Origin of the sequence: Pectinatus haikarae, from assembly GCF_015732185.1 — a bacterium.
Lineage (GTDB): Bacteria > Bacillota > Negativicutes > Selenomonadales > Selenomonadaceae > Pectinatus > Pectinatus haikarae.
In genome coordinates, this window is record NZ_WIQM01000011.1 from 1 (window position 1) to 19,662 (window position 19,662).

The following is a 19,662-nucleotide window of genomic DNA, read 5'->3' on the forward strand; positions in this document are numbered from 1 at the left end:
TTTTATAAAGTGTATATTCTCAATCGCGAGAGAGTATATGCAGACAAAAGAATAAAGAGGTATTTAATATTGAGTTATTGCTGAAGGCAGCTTGTATGTACGTGTACAAGCTGCTTTTATTTTAATCTGCGATGAATAAAAAGGATGCCTGACAAAAATTTTGTCAGGCATCCTTTTTATGAAAACAATAAAGTTATTTTTTCCGACGAAGTTTTTTTACCAGATTGCGACCAGGCAAAAGATGGATAACTTTTACACCTGTATTTTGAATACGGCGTAAAGGCGCAATTTTGACCTTGATATGAGGTTTCATATCTGAAACAGTACCAAAATCTCCTCTGCACAAATAAGTCATTTTTGTTTCTTCAGGTTTTATAATTTTACGTAAAGCACGAACAGTTTTTTCAGGTGAATTATTTTCCTTGCAAACGAATAAATCAATTGCAGCGTATTTTAAAGCAGGGTACACATGAATGGTGAGGTGTCCTTCATCCAAAGGAATGAAGATGACAAAATGGTTCAGATCAAAAGATTTTACTTCAGTTTGTGAAGGAGTAAGACCATTTTTATGCAAAACATTCTTTAGAGAATCTGATAATAAAGAGGCATTGCTTAATTTTTCCGGATTGCAGTTATACATGTCAATAGCGAGCTGCCGTGCTAAAATTTTCACGCAAATACTCCTTTATTCGAGGAAATCTTTAAGTTTTTTGCTGCGGCTGGGATGGCGCAGTTTTCGTAGCGCTTTAGCTTCTATCTGACGAATACGCTCACGTGTTACACCAAAACTTTGGCCTACTTCTTCCAAGGTTCTGGCCCGTCCGTCATCCAAACCAAAACGAAGCCGTAATACTTTTTCTTCTCGCGGAGTAAGAGTCTTTAAAACATCTTCAAGCTGTTCTTTTAGAAGAACGAATGAAGCTGCCTCAGCTGGGGCAGGTGCATCATGGTCTTCAATAAAATCGCCAAGATGAGAATCTTCTTCTTCCCCTATAGGTGTTTCCAGAGAAACAGGTTCCTGAGCAATCTTCATTATTTCCCTGACACGTTCGACAGTTACTTCCATTTCATTGGCAATTTCTTCAGGGGTAGGATCACGCCCTAAAGATTGCAAGAGCTGCCGTGAAACGCGGATAAGCTTGTTGATTGTTTCCACCATATGAACAGGTATTCGAATTGTACGTGCCTGATCAGCAATGGCGCGAGTTATAGCTTGTCTTATCCACCAGGTAGCATAGGTGCTGAATTTATATCCTTTGTTGTAATCAAATTTTTCTACGGCTTTTATGAGACCTAGATTACCCTCTTGAATTAAATCGAGGAAGAGCATACCACGTCCTACATATCTTTTGGCAATGCTGACGACAAGACGCAAATTTGCCTCTGCCAGCCTTTTTTGAGCATTTATATCGCCATTTTCCATTTGTTTAGCCAATGCTATTTCTTCATCGGCATTCAGTAGAGGCACACGGCCAATTTCTTTGAGATACATACGGACAGGGTCATCAATGTTGATGCCCTCAGGTATGCTCAGATCAATATCATCATCAGTCTTACTGTCAGAATCGTTTTGACCCGCGTCATCAGATAACTTCTCACTTGAATTTTCATCAACAATGTCAATGCCTTTTTTGGTAAATTTTTCATACAGATCATCTATTTCCTCCGGCGAAAGGTCAACGCTTTGCAACGCTTCCATTACTTCACCATAAGTAAGAACGCCGCCTTTTTTCTTTCCCTTTGAAAGCAGGACTTTTATGAATTCGGCACTTTGTGAGATCGCAGCAGGTGTCTGTTTAGTTGTTTGTTGCATACACATGCCTCCTCCCCAATAGTATATAAGAGTACAAACCAGTCTGCATAATGCTCAATTAACTCCATCCATTTCTTTAATAATTCGCTGAATTTCTCTAAGTTCCTGCTGAAACCCATTATCGCCTTTTCGCTCCAGCTCATCAGCTCTTAAACTGTGTTCCAGATAACTTTTTTTCAAATATGATAGATGGATAGTTTTCAGATAATCATCCAATAAATCAGTTTCAGCATTATTTTCATTTTCTACGATACAGCGTGATAATTCGGTGTAAGCAGTATCACTTAAAAGTTCTGAAGCGGTTATGTCACTGACAGGTTCATGATCAGCAGCCTGTCTTACTGTGTAGGATAATATTTCACGGTGATTTTTATCGGTAAATTCATCCATAGAGATAGAAGCCATAATATAATCCACAATATCTGGTTCACGCCAGATTTTGCTGATTATGTATCTGCCGGCTTTGATAATGGCATCGTTACCAGTTCCGTCAATAGATTTCATAGATTTTATCACAGGCAAATTTGAGTGCTTACTTTTTCGTTGATGCTTTTGCAGCTCAGATCGCAGATCCGTTTCATCAATTCCCAGCGTTTGAGCCGTCCGGATTATATAACCATTAGACTCAACTGAATTGTCTACCGAAGCCAGAACGGGAAGGATGAGAGTCACTGCTTTTAATTTGCCTTCAAGTGCCGTATAATCAATAGTATGCACTATGTGATACAAATGAAAGTCAATAAAATTTAAAGCTTCATCAATAAGCTTGGTAAAAGCAGAGGCGCTGTGTTTGCGGATAAACTCATCAGGATCTTTTCCGTCGGGCAGGGTGATAACTTTTACGTTGGCACCACTGCCGTGTGCGATTGATAAAGCCCGTATAGTAGCCAGCTGTCCGGCTGCATCACTGTCATAGCAAAAATAAATATTGGGAGAATACCGCATAAGCTTTTTACATTGTTCAACTGTAAAGGCCGTACCCAATGAAGCAACTGTGTTGCAAATACCACTGCTTGCCAGAGCGATAGCATCCATATAACCTTCAACAACTATAGAATATTCTTGGTGGCGGATAAACTTTTTTGCCTCGTTTAGCCCAAATAATAAACGGCGTTTATTGAATAAAGCCGTTTCCGGTGAATTGAGGTATTTGGGCTGATCATTACCGAGGGTGCGGGCACCGAAGCCCACAGGCTGTCCCTTTTCATCAGCGATGGGAATAATCAAGCGTTCTCGGAACCGATCATAGTGACCTCCTGATTTTTTCTTTACGATTAGACCAACCTGCAGCAACAATTCTACATTGATACCGCGTTTTATAAATGCAGACGATAATTTGTCCCATCCAGGAGGTGCAAATCCCAAATGGAACTTTTCGATAATCTCCTTATTGATACCGCGTTTTTGAAGGTAAAGTATACCAGGTTTTCCATAGCCGGTTTTTGTAAGGCAATTATGAAAAAAGTTCTGAGCCATTTCATGAATTTTGTACAGGCTTTTTATTTCCTGTTCTTTTTTTACTTGTATTGCTGATTTCTTCTTTTGGGGAATAGGAATGTTAAGCCGTTCGGCTTGGAGTCTTATCGCTTCTCCGTAGGAGATATTTTCTATGAGCGATACAAATTTAAATACATTTCCCCCTTTATGGCAACCGAAGCAATAGAAAAAGCCTTCATCCGGTACTACGGAAAAGGAAGGTGTGTTTTCTCTATGAAATGGACAACAGCCCCAATAATTATGACCGCGTTTTTTCAATGAAACATAGGAAGATACAACTTTTAAGATATCGGATGAAGAATAGACTCTTTCCACGAAATCATTATATGAAGTATTGTCTAACATGATATTCACCCGTGTGCTTGAAAATTTAACGAGACAAATAAATAAGATTCTATGTTAATGTTAAATTTCCTTTAATAAAATTTGACTTAAACACAATAATTTGGAAATTGATGGTTTATAAAGAAAACAAAGCGGAAATAGCTTTTGTTTATTTTGTGCAGTTCTCCTATAAATCAGCGTATCCATAGTTTTCATTAATTTGTTTGTTATGAATTAAATTCAATAAAAATTCCTGATATCCTTTTTTTGTTGTAAATTCGTTGTTTTTTTATATCTAATTTGTTAGGATAAGAAATATAGCATTTAGGGGGAATTAATTTGGCTGAAAATATCATATTGGAAAAAGTTCTCAAAGAATTTGGCGAACTGGCGAAAATACCAAGACCGTCCGGGCATGAAAAAAATGTGAGCGATTATATTGTCACAAGGCTGAAGAGTATGGGGCTTGTGGTTTATCAGGATAAATATAACAATGTAATAGCCGAAAAAAAGGCGGCAGATGGTTTTGCTAATGTTCCTTTAGTCATGCTGCAAAGTCATATGGACATGGTTTGCATTGCTGAAGAAGGAATAACATACGATCCGCTTCATGATCCTATAAAAATAAAGAATGACGGGAAATTTTTATCTGCCGAGGGAACGAGTCTGGGAGCTGATGACGGTATAGGCATAGCCAGTATATTTTATCTTTTGGCGCAGAATTTTAAACATGGACCCTTGCGCGCTGTTTTCACAGTAGATGAAGAACAGGGAATGACGGGAGCCCGCGGTCTTGATAAAAAATATCTGCAGGATGTTTCTTACATTATAAATTGCGATTCTGAAGATTATGATGTGGTAACCATAGCCAGTGCGGGCAGCGTACGTGTCAGCTTTGAGAAGAACATTAGGTTTGGTCAGCCAAGGGAAGATTTTCACAGTGCGCATATAGGTATAAAAAATTTGCTTGGCGGTCATTCGGGGACGGAAATAAATAAAAACAGATGTAATGCAATCAAAATGCTGGCACTTGTTCTGTGCAGTCTGTATGAGGAAAGAATAGATTTTGCTCTTGCCGAAATAAAAGGCGGTAGGGCTGATAATGCTATTGCCTCGGAAGCTTTTGCAGATATAGTGTACAATGCAGATCATGAAGGTAAGATAAAGATGATCTTAGAAAGGCAGGAAAAAGAATTTGGTGAAGTATATGGGGCGATAGAAAAAAATGCCAAATTTATTTTTGAGGAAACAGCCATGCCGCCGGCAGTGATCGTGGAAGAAGATGCAAAAGCATTGATTGCGCTTCTTTGTGTTTTGCATAGTGGAGTATATGCTATGTCACAGACAGTGAATGCGCTGCCTGAATTATCTGCTAATATAGGCAGGCTGGGTGTTGCTGACAATAAAGTTTCTGTCCGCTTATTGGCAAGAAGCGCCACAAATGCCAATCTTTCTTTTATAAAAACCGCTTATAGAAATTTGTCTGAAATGAGTGGATTTACTGCTGTATTTGCACCGACTTCACCTGCATGGAAGGGGAACCCGGACAGCGCGCTGGCAGGCATTGCCGCGGAGATATTTAAAGAACAGAATAATAAACCGATGCAGCTTGAATTCATTCATGGCGGACTGGAGTGCAATTATTTTGCCGATAAAAAAAGCGATGCAGATATTATTTCGATAGGTCCTAATAATATTGACATCCACACTCCACAGGAAAAATTGCAGCTTGATACAGTGGTACCGCAGATACTGCTTATGATGGAAATTGTTTCAAGGATTGCAGGAAACGGCAGAAAGGCGGTATGATCGGCAATATGGCTTTGAAGAAACCGCGTATTAATGCTATTGAATATATGCGCGGAATATCTATGCTGGGCGTTATAGGCATTCATGTGGGGTCTCAGTATATAATAAACACCAATGCCAATATACAGCTTATAGCCGTTTTTGAAATAATGACGAGATTTTCTGTACCGATTTTCTTCTTTATTTCAGCTTTCGGGCTTTTTTATAATTTAGATATAAATGCAAAATTTGATTATTCGCAGTTTATGAAAAAACGTTTTAAGACGGTTTTGGTGCCATATTTTGTGTGGTCGTTTTTTTATACAGCTCTTTATGCGGTCAGATATAATGACCCTTCTGTATTGAACCCCTTCCATATGGTTTATTTGTTGTTTTTCGGGATCGCTTCTTATCAGTTATATTTTATGGTTATACTTATATGGTTTTACTTATTTATGCCGCTATGGATATATATGGTCAAGCACAGCAGCAGGAAGAGCCTTTTTCTCTTACTGCTTGCCCAGATAGTTTTTGATTACTATTCCAGCTTTATAATGAATCCCTACGGTATAATAAATCCTCTTATAAAAGATCTGCTTGTGTATCGGTTGAATTATTGGGTTGTTCATTATGTATTCATATTTATTTTAGGCGGGTTTCTGGCGGTACATTTTGAAAAATTTCGGGCATTTATGAAAGAAAGACGTAAATTTATAAGAATGTTTTTTATAGCTTCTCTTGCAGGACTTTTGGGATATTATTATTACTGCATTTTTGCGGAAGGTTATACAGCCTTGGAAGCAATCAATACGGCACATCAGCTTTCACCGGCAGGAATGATTTATACAATAGGGGCGGTTATATTTTTATTCAGTGAATTCTGCAATTGCAGATATCCTGAGTCTGTGAAAAGTTTTTTCTCTCTTTTGGGACAACATTCTTATTTTGCATATTTATGTCATCCCATATTTATATCTGTGCTTGCCGCCGTTATGGTCAAACTTAATCTTGTTATGACAGCGGTAAGCAGCATGATATTTTATGCAGCGGTGGTATTTTTGTCTATCATCGCGGCTGTTTTCTGCAGGTGTTTTTCAGAGAAATATTGTCCGTATATTAATTTCCTGACAATCGGTATATATCCCAAACATAAATAAAATCTTGCATTAGCAGTAAAGTTATGATATATTATTTCTATTGTGTGTTATTCAATGAGCTTATTAAGGAGGCGTATTATAGATGGCAAATGTTTGTGAAATTTGTGGTAAGGGTGAAATGGCGGGAATGAATGTCAGCCATTCTCATTTGAAGACAAAGCGTACATGGAAGCCTAATATTCAGCGTGTGCACGCGGTTGTAGATGGTGAAGTGAAGAGCATCAATGTCTGCACTCGGTGTATGCGTACCAACAGTAAAGTCCAGCGTGCTAATTAATTTGCGCTCTCTACTTTTATAGAGCCCTTATCCCAAAAGGATAGGGGTTTTTTCTATTTGATTTTAATCAGTCAGGAGAAAAAATGTTTTCAGAAAAGATATTACAAGCAAGAGATGAGGCATTGAAGGAATGCCAGCCGTATTTTGTCTGTCCTGATAAAATGGCAGAAAAAAATACGCTGAAGATTTTGAACGCAATGAGGAAAGTAAAAGTTTCTGAAGCCCATTTTAACACTTCCAGCGGTTATGCCTACGATGATATAGGCAGGGGAAAACTTGAGGAGCTTTATGCTTGGGTATTTAAGACTGAAGCGGCGCTTGTCAGAACACATTTTGTGTCTGGAACGCATACTTTGGCAACAGTTTTATTCGGAATTCTGCGGCCGGGAGATGAATTGACGGCGGTAATGGGCGCACCTTATGATACGATGCGAACTGTTATAGGACATGAAAAAGATATTCCGGGATCTTTAAAGGAATTCAACATTGGGTATAGACAGGCAGAATTAACTGAGGACGGACATGTGGATTATGAAGCGGTGAGAAGATGTATAAATGAAAAAACGAAAATGGTTTTAATACAGCGCTCACGCGGATATAGTATGAGACCCACATTGACAGTAAAGGATATAGAAAATATATGCGGTTTCGTGAAAAATGTAAAATCGGATTGTATATGTTTTGTGGATAATTGCTATGGTGAGTTTATTGAAGAAAGAGAACCGACAGAAGTTGGTGCTGATATAATAGGAGGGTCTTTAATAAAAAACCCCGGTGGGGGATTAGCGCCGACCGGAGGGTATATCGCAGGCCGGAAAAAATTGGTGGACCTGGCCTCTTATCGTCTTACCTCTCCGGGAATGGGGGCGGAGCTTGGCGCATCACTTTCAAATAATCGATTGCTTTTTCAAGGTTTGTTTCTGGCACCGCATGTGGTGGCGCAGGCAGTGAAAAGTGCTGTATTTGCTGCAGCTTTTTTCAGCAGGCTGGGATATAATGTACGGCCGGATATCAATGATAAGCGCGGTGATATAATACAGGCCATCGAATTAAAAACAAGAGAAAAACTTATTGCTTTTTGCCGCGGCATACAGAAATATTCACCGGTAGATTCTTTTGCCGCGCCTGAGCCGTGGGATATGCCGGGTTATACGGATCAAGTGATAATGGCAGCAGGAACCTTTATTCAGGGAGCGTCCATAGAACTGAGTGCGGACGGACCGATGCGCAGCCCGTATGCTGTATATATGCAAGGCGCACTTACTTTTGAACATGGGGTTATAGCTGCTATGGGGGCAGCACAAGAAATGGAAAATATAAAGAATGGAAAATAAAAGCATGACCCGGATTTTTTCCGGGTCATGCTTTTATTTTCCGTCAGGCAGTATAAAAAGTTCTTTGTGCTGATTGATTATAGCTGCCATCAGTTGTTTACCGATCAAATCAGGATGAAGTCCGTCCGGAGAGTATTTTTCGGATAGATTGCCATTTTCATCATAAAAATAAGGTTCAAGATCTATATAATATGGCAATGTACGAATGTAATCATTTACCTGTGTCATTTTTTCTTTCCATGCAGGATCGGTATCAACATTAAAAACAGTTTCTATATTTGCGGCATTTAAGGGGGTCAATGTCAGGAATATAGGACGTATATTATTTTTTTTACACTTTGCAAAAATAGCCTGCAGATCATTTATTATCATCTGAGCACTGATACTGCTGTCCCTCAGACTGTTTGTGCCAGCCATGATCAATAAATTGCGCGGAGCAAAGATAAGGACATCTTTGTCAAAGCGTTCGAGTGACATACGGGAAGTATCGCCGCTTTTGGCAAGATTCACTGTAGGAAAATCTAAATAGGTTTGATAATTGTATTCTAAATTAGCAGGAGAATAAGAGATATTGCCGCCTCCGTGGCTTATGCTGTCACCAAAGACGGCAACATCTCTGGTTCGTTCTGCTACGGACGAAACGGTTATTTTTTGAGAATCAGACCATGTACCTATTGGCTGATCTGCTTGATCAATCGCGCGTACACGCCAATAATAGGTGCCAGATTTGATCATTGGCTTCGGGTCATAAGCGCTGAAAAGATTATCAACAACAATGGATTCGAGACGATCAAGGGAGGCAGACGTATCATTTTCCCTTAAAGGTGGATGATCAAGCAGTTCCACTTCGTATCGGCTGGCATTATACATCGGCAGCCAATGATATACAGGATAAAGAGGGACAGGACTGTCAGGCAGAGTATCATAAGAGTCCGGCAATGGCTTTGACGGCGGGGTCAAGCTTTTATCAATATGTATCTGTTGTATTTCAGAGAAAATACCTATAGGATTTCCACGCGCATCCAGGCCTCTTACCCGCCAAAAAATATGAGGGTTATATAAATAGGGAGACAGATCAGCTTGATAGCCGTGTGTAAAAATACTGCGGCTGCTGAAAAGATGATTTACTTGCGAAAGTTCAATGCCATCGGGATCATCGGGAGGACCTGATAATAACTCAAGCTCATAATAAACAGCATCGGGTACCGTGTGCCATATAAGATATGGACGTATACTGGCTGGTGAATCTGATGTATAATTTGTTATAGGCGTGGGAATAAGAGGACTGCCCGTAAAAACAGGATCACCGACAAAAGAAGAATCGGATATGATACCAAATAACCCATGAGCCCTAACCCGGTAATATGTAGGATATATAGTGGGAGGAAGTTCATACTTGTTAGTAAATGAAAAATCTCTTTTTATAAGATGAAAGGGAGTTTTGACAGCGGGATTATCAGGATTCTTTGTAAAAATATCTATTTCATAATAACTGGGATAAGGAAGCCGCTGCCATAATATGAGGTTATTTTTTTCAAATTGTACATGCCAGGGGAAATTTTCCAGATTCATGATATCTGTTTTTTCTGCCAAGAAGATACATACCAAGGTAAAATATAGGATAATAACAGCAAAGGCTATGAATTTTTTCATTTTATCGGCCTCGATAGCTATTTATGTTTTCAAATAATAAGCATGAAAATATATTTTAGCATATTTTTATTAAAAAGTAATTATCAAAAAATTAGAATGTGAGAGAAAAAAATTCTTTAATAAAATATTATAGCGAAAAGATTCAAGAAGGTAAAGTGCAGAAACTTTCATAAGACGGTCTTACTTGACGATATGAAATTTAAATCTTATAATAAAAAAATGTGCTCAGGGACTGTCAGGGATAAATCCTTTTGATAGGTCCCTTTTTGGGTTTGCAGAAGGAGGTATTTATGGACGCGCTTTTTAAAAAGATATCATCTGATCCAAGTGTGGCAGAATTAATAAACTGCTATAACCGCAGCAAGGGTCAAGCATACATATATGGATTGTCCGGTTCACAAAAGCATGCGGCAGCTGCAGCCTGCTATATGCAAAAACCTATGACTATAGTTATTGTCTGCAGTAATAATGAAGCAGCAGGGGAATGGCTGATCGATATGAATGCGCTGCTGCCAAAAGATGCAGTTATAATGGAACTGCCGGTGCTTGATATGATGACTGTTTCTGCCACGGCTAAAAGTATGGAACTGACGGCTAAGCGGATGGAGGTGTTAGGGCGGCTGACACAGGAAGAGCCCTTGATCGTCATCGCCAGTACTGCGGCGGCTGTGCAGAAAAATTTGTCGAAGGCAGACTTCGATAAATACAGCTTGACGATAAAAATAGGCAATCAGATGGACAGGGAAATATTGCTTGCTAAGCTGACAGGACTGGGATACGAGAATATAGATCAGGTAGAGCATATGGGGCAGTTCAGTTCACGCGGCGGAATAGTTGATATTTTTCCAATCAATGCAGTTGATCCTTTTCGTATAGAATTTTTTGATAATACTGTTGAATCGATACGTATCTTTGGTCTAGATTCACAAAGATCGGTAGAAAATGTAGGCTCAGTCACGGTAATGCCATTGGCTCCAGATGAAAATAATGGCAAGAAATCAATATTTTTGTCATACTTGCCAGAAGATTCTGTTATAATTATAGATGAGCCATTGCGCATTCGTGAAGAAATTTCTACTTTGGTCAAAGAAATACCGGAAGTCAAAAATAATATTTTTTCTTGGGAACAGCTTTTGGCAGCAGCCTGCAAAAAAAACGTTATATATTCTTCATTGATGCTGCAAAAAATACAATTTGCCGAACCCGATAAATTGATAAGCATCACTGTAAAGGCAATGGTGCCTTTTCAGCGGCAGCTGGAGATGATGTGTGAAGAATTAAAAAATTGGCTTATCAATAAAAATGATATTATGATTTTAATGGATGATGAACAAAAGGCAGAATATATGCATGATATTCTTAATCAGCATAATATTCCTGCCAATTTTTCGCGCTCCGGAAAATTCACGAGCGGCCTCGTGTGTATAATGACGGGGGTATTGGGGAATGGTTTTGAACTGCCGCATGCTCATTTGGTCGTAATTACAGAAAAAGATATTATGGGAAGGCAGAAAAAACGTGCTGTTCTTCGTCAAAAGAATAAGGGAGAAAAAATAACACATTTCCGTGATATTAATGTAGGCGATTATGTGGTGCATATCAATCATGGCATCGGAAAGTATTTGGGAGTAAAAACAATAACGGTAAATGGTGTGCATCGTGATTATCTGCATATAAAATATGGCGGTGATGACAAGCTTTTTGTTCCCACTGATCAGGTGCATCTGCTGCAAAAATATATTGGCAGTGAGGGGGACGTACCGAGACTGAGCAAAATGGACGGAGTAGCCTGGGGAAAGGCAAAAGCAAAAGCTCAGGAGGCCGTTGAAAAGATAGCCAAGGAACTTGTTAAATTGTATGCAGAGAGGAAAGAAGGAAAGGGATATGCATTTCCGTCAGATACTCCATGGCAGCATGAGTTCGAAGATGCTTTCCCTTATGAGGAAACACCAGATCAGTTGGCATCTGTGAAAGAAATAAAGGCTGATATGGAAAAAGAGAAACCAATGGACAGACTTCTATGCGGCGATGTGGGATTCGGTAAAACAGAGGTGGCCATACGTGCCGCATTTAAGGCTGCCATGGATGGAAAACAGGTGGCTGTCCTTGTACCGACAACGGTGTTGGCACAGCAGCATTATCAGACTTTTTCCAGCAGATTTGAAGAGTTTGCGCCGATAATAGATGTAATATGCCGTTTTCGTACGCCTAAAGAACAAAAACAAACCTTGGAAAAAGTTATGACGGGACAGATCGATATTCTTATAGGCACACACGCTATTTTGAACAGCAAAAAGGTAAAATTCAGCAATCTCGGTTTGCTTATAGTAGATGAAGAGCAGAGGTTCGGTGTCAAGCAGAAAGAGAAGATAAAGCAGCTGAGCAAAAATCTGGATGTGCTTACTCTGAGTGCGACCCCTATTCCGCGTACACTGCATATGTCTTTGGTAGGTGCGAGGGATATGAGTATCATTGAAACTCCGCCAAAAGAGCGTTTTTCGATCCAAACCTACGTCATAGAAAATAATGATGAAATTATTCGTGACGCAATAAAAAGAGAACTGCGCCGTGGTGGACAGGTATATTTTATTTATAATCGTGTTGATACTATAGATAAAATGTATTTAAAACTAACGGACATGCTGCCAGAAGCTAGAATCAAAACTGCCCATGGACAAATGCCGGAAAGTATGCTGGAAAAGGCTATGATGGATTTTTATGAAGGTAAATACGATGTTTTACTGGCGACAAGCATTATCGAAAACGGGCTGGATATAGCTAATGCAAATACAATCATAATTTATGATGCTGATAAATTTGGTCTGTCTCAAATGTATCAAATGAGGGGCCGGGTAGGAAGATCAAAAAATATGGCATTCGCCTATTTTGTTTACCGAAAGAACAGAGTATTGACAGAAACAGCGGAAAAGCGATTGCAGGCTATAAAAGATTTTGCCGAATTGGGTTCTGGTTTTAAAATAGCTATGAGGGATCTTGAGATCCGGGGGGCCGGCAATTTGCTGGGGGCACGGCAGCATGGACATATAGCCAGCGTAGGTTTTGAAATGTACTGCAGACTGCTGGAGGAAGCTGTGGAGCAGATGCGTACGGGTGAAAAGATAAAAGTGCAGGATGAACCTCTGATTGAAATAAAGATTGATGCATATATTGATGGTGATTATATTGATGATGCCATGCATAAAATGGAGATTTATCAGAGAATTGCTGCGCTGCGCAACGATGGGCAAATAAAAGGATTAGAGGAAGAACTGGCTGATCGTTTCGGCAGGATGACTCCGCCTGTTGAAAATTTGCTGAGAATAGCAGAAATAAAAAATTATGCAAGAGATCTTGGGATAAAATCAATAGTAGAAAAGAAGGAGTATATTGATTTTACTTTGCAGCAGGCACATAGTATAAAGGCAGATAATCTGCTAGTCATGCGCAGATATATGGGAGGCCTGATAAAATTTTCTCAGGGAAAAAGCAATATAATACAGCTCAAACTCACGCCTAAGAATATGGCTGATCCATTAAATATAATCATGCGTACATTAAAAAGAATGGAAGGCGAGGATCTGCAGCAGTGAAAGGAGTATTAAAATGGGAAAAATAGAAATAGTGGGACTGGGGCCATCTGGGGCCGAACTGATTACCAGAGAAACATGGAGGGTGATGGCAGGAGCGGAGTTATTATGTCTGCGGACAAAATATCATCCTGCTGCAGACGAGCTGGAAAAAGAAGGAGTCAGCTTTATCACATATGATCGTCTGTACGAAGAAGCTGACTCTTTCGAAGATGTTTATGAACGAATAAGCAATGATATTGTGGAGCGTGCGAAAAGTACCAATGTGGTTTACGCTGTTCCGGGCAGTCCGATGGTAGCTGAACGTACAGTAGGTTTTATAAAAAAATTGGCCTTGGCAAAAAATATAGAATTAAAAATATATCCGGGTATGAGTTTTCTGGAACTAATTTACACGCAACTGGGAATAGATCCGATAAACGGACTGTTAATAACAGATGCTCTTGCCCTGAAAAAGCAGGAAGTAAATCTGGCATCAGGTGTTGTCATAACTCAGTTGTATGATATTCACACGGCCTCTGAGGTAAAGCTGACCTTGATGAATGAACTGCCTGATGATTATGAGGTGGTGCTGCTTTACAGGCTGGGACTGCCGGAGAAAAAAATTACTCGTTTGCCCCTGTTTGAACTTGACAGGCATAAAGAAATTGATTATTTAACAAGCCTTTATGTGCCGGCATTTCAAAGGCAGAAGGATCAGTTTACATTGTCGCCGTTAGAGGATATAATAAATAGACTGCGTGCCCCGGGCGGCTGTCCGTGGGATATTATCCAGACACATAAATCTCTTCGCCAGAATCTTATTGAAGAAGTCTATGAAGTCATTGAAGCCATTGATTTTCAAGATCCCAAGCTGTTGTGCGAAGAATTGGGCGATCTTTTAATGCAGATTGTTTTTCATGCGCGAATGGCAGAGGAAACCGGCTTTTTTTCTATGCAGGATGTTATTGACGGTGTGACAAAAAAATTGGTGCACCGCCATCCACATGTTTTTGGTGATATATCAGTCAGAGATGCCGGAGAGGTGCTGCTTAACTGGGAAGCCATAAAAAGACAGGAAAAAAGTGAGAGAAAATCGATCCTGGATGGAATACCAAAAGATCTGCCGGCACTTATGAGTGCCTACAAGCTCCAGAATAAGGCATCTAAAGCCGGGTTCGATTGGAAGAATGTGAAACCGGTGTGGCAGAAGCTCAGCGAGGAGATAAATGAGTTGAAAGAAGCTGAAGCATCAGGCGATAGGAAAAAAATAGAAGATGAGCTGGGCGATGTTTTATTCACAATAGTTAATTTATCACGTTTTTTGAAGGTCAACGCGGAAATAGCCATGCTAGGCAGCAACGAAAAATTCCGCCGACGGTTTTCTTACATAGAAAAAAAAATCAAGGCGGAAAAACGACAATGGGAGACATATGAAATGGAAGAATTGGATACATTGTGGGATGAAGCAAAAGATTTTGAAAATGCCAGAGCAAAATAAATATTATTAATGGTTATTGTTTGAAATATAAAAAATGGCTTTTATTATGCCGTATTTTGGAAAAAACTATAAATTTTTATAAATTTTATAGATAAAAAAAGGAAACGAGCAAGTTACAGCGAATTGAGAGTATCGTAACAAAATCAAAAGGAGGCTATATTCGTGAACAAATCCGAATTGGTGGCCAGCGTTGCTGAACAGGCTGGTTTAACAAAAAAAGACGCTGAAAAGGCAGTTAACGCTATTTTTGCTAGTGTACAGGATACCTTGGTAAAGGGAGAAAAAGTACAGATAATTGGCTTTGGTACATTTGAAGTAAGAGCACGTGCAGCTCGTAAGGGGCGCAATCCTCAAACTGGTGATACCATCGAAATCCCTGAATCTAAAAATCCTGTATTTAAAGCAGGCAAGGCATTGAAAGATGCTGTGAATTAATTTGTTTGAGGAATGGTCCGCGCTGTTGCTTTGCTTTTAACAAGTTGCAAGTAAAGAGCGGTCAGATTTCGTGCATAATAATTTCTGAATCCCGAATGTGATCTTTTGCACTGGAGATAGAACTTATTAATTGATTTTACTCGCAGAGCCTGGTGATCTACTATCAGGCTCTATATTTTTTTAGGAGAAGAAAAATTGCGGACGATAGTCATAACAGGGGGTACTTCAGGAATTGGGCTGGCTTTAGCAAAATTGTATTTGAAAAACGGGGATGTTGTCACAGCAGTGGGAAGGTCAAAAAGAAATTTTGACATGGCAAGGACATCTGTGCGGGAAGGAAAGGAACATTTCTATTTCATTCAAGCAGATGTGAGTGTATGCGCTCAGTGTGAAAATGCGTCGGAAATGATAGCTGCGCAATTCCCGGTCGTTGATGTACTGGTAAACTCAGCAGGAATATATCAGGAAAAGGCGATTACTGACGTCACAGAAGCAGAGTTTGATGCTGTTATGGGAATAAACATAAAGGGCACATATTTTATGTGCAAATATATTCTTCCTCTTTTGCAAAAAAGTGTTTCTGCGCCTTCCATTGTAAATGTTTCTTCGGATGCGGGGATAAACGGCAATTATTTTTGCAGTGCCTATTGTGCGTCCAAGGGTGCCGTAACTGTGTTTACTAAAGCATTGGCTCTTGAACTTTCTTGCTGTGGTATACGTGTTAATTGTGTATGCCCGGGTGATATAGACACTCCGCTTACGAGAAAACAATTCAAAGATGAAGATGATGCCCGTGCGGCTGCTTCTCTTTATCCGATCGGACGTATTGGTACGGCGCATGAGGCTGCCTCGGTAATATATTTTCTGGCATCGGCAGAGGCATCTTTTGTAACAGGTGCAGCATGGACGGTGGACGGAGGACTTACTTCTTGTTAAGATATACGTATATCAATATTCAGGTTTCTTTATTTTATATTGATTTTATCTATTAACTCAGGTATAATCAAGCTAAATGAAAGAAAGGCTGGTATTCAAATAAATGGAAAAAAATCAGGTTCTGGATAAAGATCAGGCCTTGGAAAATGCCTTAAAACAGATTGAGCGTGACTTTGGCAAAGGGGCAATCATGAAGCTGGGTGAAGCTTCAGTCAATATGAATATAGAAGTAATCCATTCGGGAAATTTGGCTCTTGATATAGCTCTCGGGGTAGGCGGTGTGCCGCGCGGAAGGATAGTTGAGATCTATGGGCCGGAATCTTCTGGGAAAACAACAGTAGCTCTGCATATAATAGCTGAAGCACAAAAAATAGGAGGAACAGCGGCCTTTATTGATGCGGAACATGCACTTGATCCTGTTTATGCAAAAAGGCTGGGTGTCAATATAGATGAACTGCTTATATCACAGCCTGATAATGGTGAACAGGCTTTGGAAATAGCCGATGCTTTGGTGCGGAGCGGAGCAGTTGATGTAGTGGTTGTTGATTCTGTTGCGGCACTTGTGCCTAAGGCTGAAATAGAAGGAGAAATGGGAGATTCGCATGTGGGGCTGCAGGCACGTCTTATGTCTCAGGCGATGCGTAAACTTACAGGCTATATCAGTAAATCAAGGACTACCGTTGTATTCATAAATCAGATAAGGGAAAAAGTTGGCGTTATGTTTGGCAGTCCTGAGACGACAACAGGGGGACGGGCGCTTAAGTTTTATGCTACCATACGCTTGGATGTACGTAAGATTGATACGATAAAACAGGGAAATGATATAGTAGGCAACAGGACACGTATAAAAGTAGTAAAAAATAAAGTGGCACCGCCATTTAAACAGGCCGAGTTTGATATTATGTATGGAGAAGGGATTTCCCGGGAGGGGAGTATCATCGACTTGGGTACCAATTTTGAAATAGTAGATAAGAGTGGTACCTGGTATTCATACAGCGGTACCAGATTGGGACAGGGAAAAGAAAATGCAAAGCTGTTCCTTAAGGAAAACCCGGAAATGAGTCAGGAAATCGAGGACAAGATCAGGGACAAGGTAATGCCGGAAGCTCAGACGGAGATTGAAAAAAACAAAAGCATGCAGAATAAAGAAAAAAATGCAGCAGGCGACAACAAGGTGATCACTGATGCAGACAAGAAACAGTAAGTCCGCACTGGCAAAAGCTATAGATTATTTGTCTGTGCAGGATTATTCCGTAAACCGGATCGTGGATAAACTTTTTCGCTGCGGCTATGAACAACAGGAGATTGATGCTGCTGTTGCCAGGCTTATTGAAAAAAGATACTTGGACGATGAACAGCTTTGCATCAGATATTGGTCTAGGTATCTTGCAGAAAAAAAATACAGTGTTTTGCAGATCAAGGCAAAGCTTAAAATGAAGGGCTTTTCAGCGAATGTTATTGATAGATGTACACCGCAGGAACTATCAGACTATGAAAAAATCACGGCATATAGTATCTGGCAAAGATATATGAAAAAAAATAAGGATATTGATAAATTTATGCAATATCTTTATCGCAAGGGTTTTTCTATGTCAAGTATCCGTTATGCAGCTGATGAATCCGCAAATAGTGAACTTATACAGAGCAATTAAGGCAGGATGGTTATTTTTTGCCTGTTTTTGCGGCAGCAGATATATATGTATAATGAAATGATTGTATAAATGTAAAACTTTATAAGCGCTGTCAGTGAACTGCTGTTGTCTATTGCGGCAGTTTTTTGCTATATATGGTTGACAAGTGCTGAATATACGTACTATCATTTATACTAATAAATTTAGGAAATGATTTAGGAAAAGGAGAATGTAACGTGGCATATTTTTTTGAAGAACCGTCTCATACCTTTGGCGAATATCTGTTAGTCCCAGGTTATTCATCAGATAGATGTATCCCTGTGAATGTTTCACTTCAAACCCCGTTGGTAAAATTTAAAAAGGGGGAAGAGTCAAAAATAAAGATTAATATACCCATGACATCGGCTATAATGCAGGCTGTATCAGATGATACAATGGCTATTGCACTTGCTAAAGAAGGCGGTGTTTCTTTTATATTCGGATCTCAGTCGATAGAACAGCAGGCAGAGATGGTTTCCCGCGTGAAAAATTATAAATCCGGTTTTGTAAGCAGTGATTCCAATATTAAACCGACTACCACTCTCGGTGAAATATTGGAACTTAAAGATGAGACCGGTCATTCCACTATGGCTGTGACGGATGATGGCACAGCTACGGGAAAACTGGTAGGGATAGTTACCAGCCGCGATTATCGCATCACACGTATGTCTATGGACCAAACTGCGGAAGAATTTATGACACCATTTGCTAAACTGGTTTATGCAGATGCTGATACCACGAATTTGTCGCAGGCTAATGATATGATATGGGACAATAAATTGAATATGCTGCCGCTGGTAGATAAAAATCAGCGTCTGCGTTATATGGTTTTTCGTAAAGATTATACAGATAACAAACAAAACAGAAATGAAGTTATCGATAACAAAAAACGTTATCTTGTCGGCGCGGGTATCAATACGCGCGACTACGCAGAACGTGTACCGGCTTTGCTGAATGCTGGTGCTGATGTTCTTTGTATAGACTCATCAGAGGGATTCAGTGAATGGCAGAGTATCACGTTAAAGTATATACATGAGGAATTCGGTGACGATGTCAAGGTCGGTGCGGGAAATGTTGTTGATGCGGAAGGTTTCAGATTTCTCGCCGAAGCGGGAGCAGATTTTATTAAAGTTGGCATCGGCGGCGGGTCAATATGTATTACACGTGAAACCAAGGGGATCGGCCGCGGACAAGCGACGGCTGTTATTGACGTCGCCAAGGCCAGGGATGAATATTATAGAGAAACCGGTGTCTATATACCTATCTGCTCAGATGGCGGCATTGTTCATGATTATCATATGACGCTGGCGTTGGCTATGGGTGCAGATTTTATGATGCTTGGCAGATATTTTTCACGGTTTGATGAAAGTCCTACCAATCGTGTACGTATAAATGGTACGTACTTAAAGGAATACTGGGGTGAAGGCTCAAATAGGGCCCGCAACTGGCAGCGCTATGATATGGGTGGTGATAAAAAATTATCTTTTGAAGAAGGCGTTGACTCATATGTGCCATATGCAGGTTCCTTAAAAGATAATGTTGAACTTTCTCTGAGTAAAATGAGGTCTACCATGTGCAACTGCGGTGCTTTGACGATAAAGGAATTTCAACAAAAATCAAAGCTGACATTGGTTTCTTCAACTAGCATAGTCGAGGGCGGTTCACATGATGTTATTCTGAAGGATAAATTTTCTCACGAATAATTCAGGAA

General features: G+C 39.8%; 15 protein-coding genes. 11 read left to right on the top strand and 4 right to left on the bottom strand.

Features of this window, described 5'->3' with window-relative positions:
• Positions 1-193: 193 nt before the first annotated feature.
• Genes I6758_RS07680 through dnaG form a run of 3 tightly spaced genes read right to left on the bottom strand, consistent with a single transcriptional unit; the run spans position 194 to position 3,655 of the window.
• Positions 194-673, bottom strand: coding sequence for an S-adenosylmethionine decarboxylase family protein (locus I6758_RS07680; protein ID WP_196604630.1), 480 nt, complete (start codon positions 671-673; stop codon positions 194-196).
• Positions 674-685: 12 nt separating this feature from the next.
• Positions 686-1,813 (bottom strand): RNA polymerase sigma factor RpoD, encoded by a 1,128-nt coding sequence (rpoD, locus tag I6758_RS07685; protein WP_196604631.1) that lies wholly within the window; start codon positions 1,811-1,813, stop codon positions 686-688.
• Positions 1,814-1,867: 54 nt separating this feature from the next.
• Positions 1,868-3,655, bottom strand: coding sequence for a DNA primase (gene dnaG / locus I6758_RS07690; RefSeq protein ID WP_196604632.1), 1,788 nt, complete (start codon positions 3,653-3,655; stop codon positions 1,868-1,870).
• Positions 3,656-3,973: 318 nt separating this feature from the next.
• Between dnaG and pepD the strand changes: the two genes are divergently transcribed.
• From pepD to I6758_RS07710, 4 genes are all read left to right on the top strand, one after another.
• The gene (gene pepD / locus I6758_RS07695; protein ID WP_196604633.1) at positions 3,974-5,443 is read left to right on the top strand and encodes a beta-Ala-His dipeptidase; all 1,470 of its coding nucleotides are present in this window, start codon (positions 3,974-3,976) and stop codon (positions 5,441-5,443) included.
• Entirely contained in the window at positions 5,440-6,579 is a 1,140-nt protein-coding gene (locus I6758_RS07700) for an acyltransferase (RefSeq protein ID WP_231038583.1), read from the top strand. Before pepD ends, I6758_RS07700 begins: the two co-directional genes overlap by 4 nt.
• Before the next feature lie 82 nt (positions 6,580-6,661).
• Entirely contained in the window at positions 6,662-6,856 is a 195-nt protein-coding gene (gene rpmB / locus I6758_RS07705) for a 50S ribosomal protein L28 (protein ID WP_196604634.1), read from the top strand.
• An 83-nt stretch (positions 6,857-6,939) separates the two neighbouring features.
• Positions 6,940-8,190, top strand: a complete 1,251-nt coding sequence (locus tag I6758_RS07710) for a methionine gamma-lyase family protein (RefSeq protein ID WP_196604635.1) — start codon at positions 6,940-6,942, stop codon at positions 8,188-8,190.
• Positions 8,191-8,223: 33 nt separating this feature from the next.
• Here I6758_RS07710 and I6758_RS07715 read toward each other — a convergent pair whose 3' ends face one another.
• Positions 8,224-9,843: a GDSL-type esterase/lipase family protein gene (locus tag I6758_RS07715; RefSeq protein WP_196604636.1), complete on the bottom strand. Its 1,620-nt coding sequence runs from the start codon at positions 9,841-9,843 to the stop codon at positions 8,224-8,226.
• A 290-nt stretch (positions 9,844-10,133) separates the two neighbouring features.
• On the opposite strand from I6758_RS07715, the gene mfd reads away from it, so the two are divergent.
• From mfd to I6758_RS07750, 7 genes are all read left to right on the top strand, one after another.
• Positions 10,134-13,433, top strand: coding sequence for a transcription-repair coupling factor (gene mfd / locus I6758_RS07720; RefSeq protein WP_196604637.1), 3,300 nt, complete (start codon positions 10,134-10,136; stop codon positions 13,431-13,433).
• A 13-nt stretch (positions 13,434-13,446) separates the two neighbouring features.
• Positions 13,447-14,910 (top strand): bifunctional methyltransferase/pyrophosphohydrolase YabN, encoded by a 1,464-nt coding sequence (yabN, locus tag I6758_RS07725; protein WP_196604638.1) that lies wholly within the window; start codon positions 13,447-13,449, stop codon positions 14,908-14,910.
• Between the two features lie 162 nt (positions 14,911-15,072).
• Complete coding sequence (locus tag I6758_RS07730) at positions 15,073-15,345, top strand: HU family DNA-binding protein (protein WP_132548939.1); 273 nt, start codon at positions 15,073-15,075, stop codon at positions 15,343-15,345.
• Between the two features lie 195 nt (positions 15,346-15,540).
• Positions 15,541-16,281 carry an SDR family NAD(P)-dependent oxidoreductase gene (locus I6758_RS07735; protein WP_231038584.1) on the top strand — a complete coding sequence of 247 codons (741 nt, stop codon included), beginning with the start codon at positions 15,541-15,543 and terminating at the stop codon, positions 16,279-16,281.
• Between the two features lie 103 nt (positions 16,282-16,384).
• Entirely contained in the window at positions 16,385-17,485 is a 1,101-nt protein-coding gene (gene recA / locus I6758_RS07740; protein ID WP_196604639.1) for a recombinase RecA, read from the top strand.
• Positions 17,466-17,933 (top strand): regulatory protein RecX, encoded by a 468-nt coding sequence (locus I6758_RS07745; RefSeq protein ID WP_196604640.1) that lies wholly within the window; start codon positions 17,466-17,468, stop codon positions 17,931-17,933. The genes recA and I6758_RS07745 overlap by 20 nt, the downstream gene beginning before the upstream one ends.
• A gap of 215 nt (positions 17,934-18,148) precedes the next feature.
• A complete protein-coding gene (locus tag I6758_RS07750; RefSeq protein ID WP_196604641.1) occupies positions 18,149-19,654 on the top strand; it encodes an IMP dehydrogenase in 1,506 nt (501 codons plus the stop codon).
• Positions 19,655-19,662: the final 8 nt, after the last annotated feature.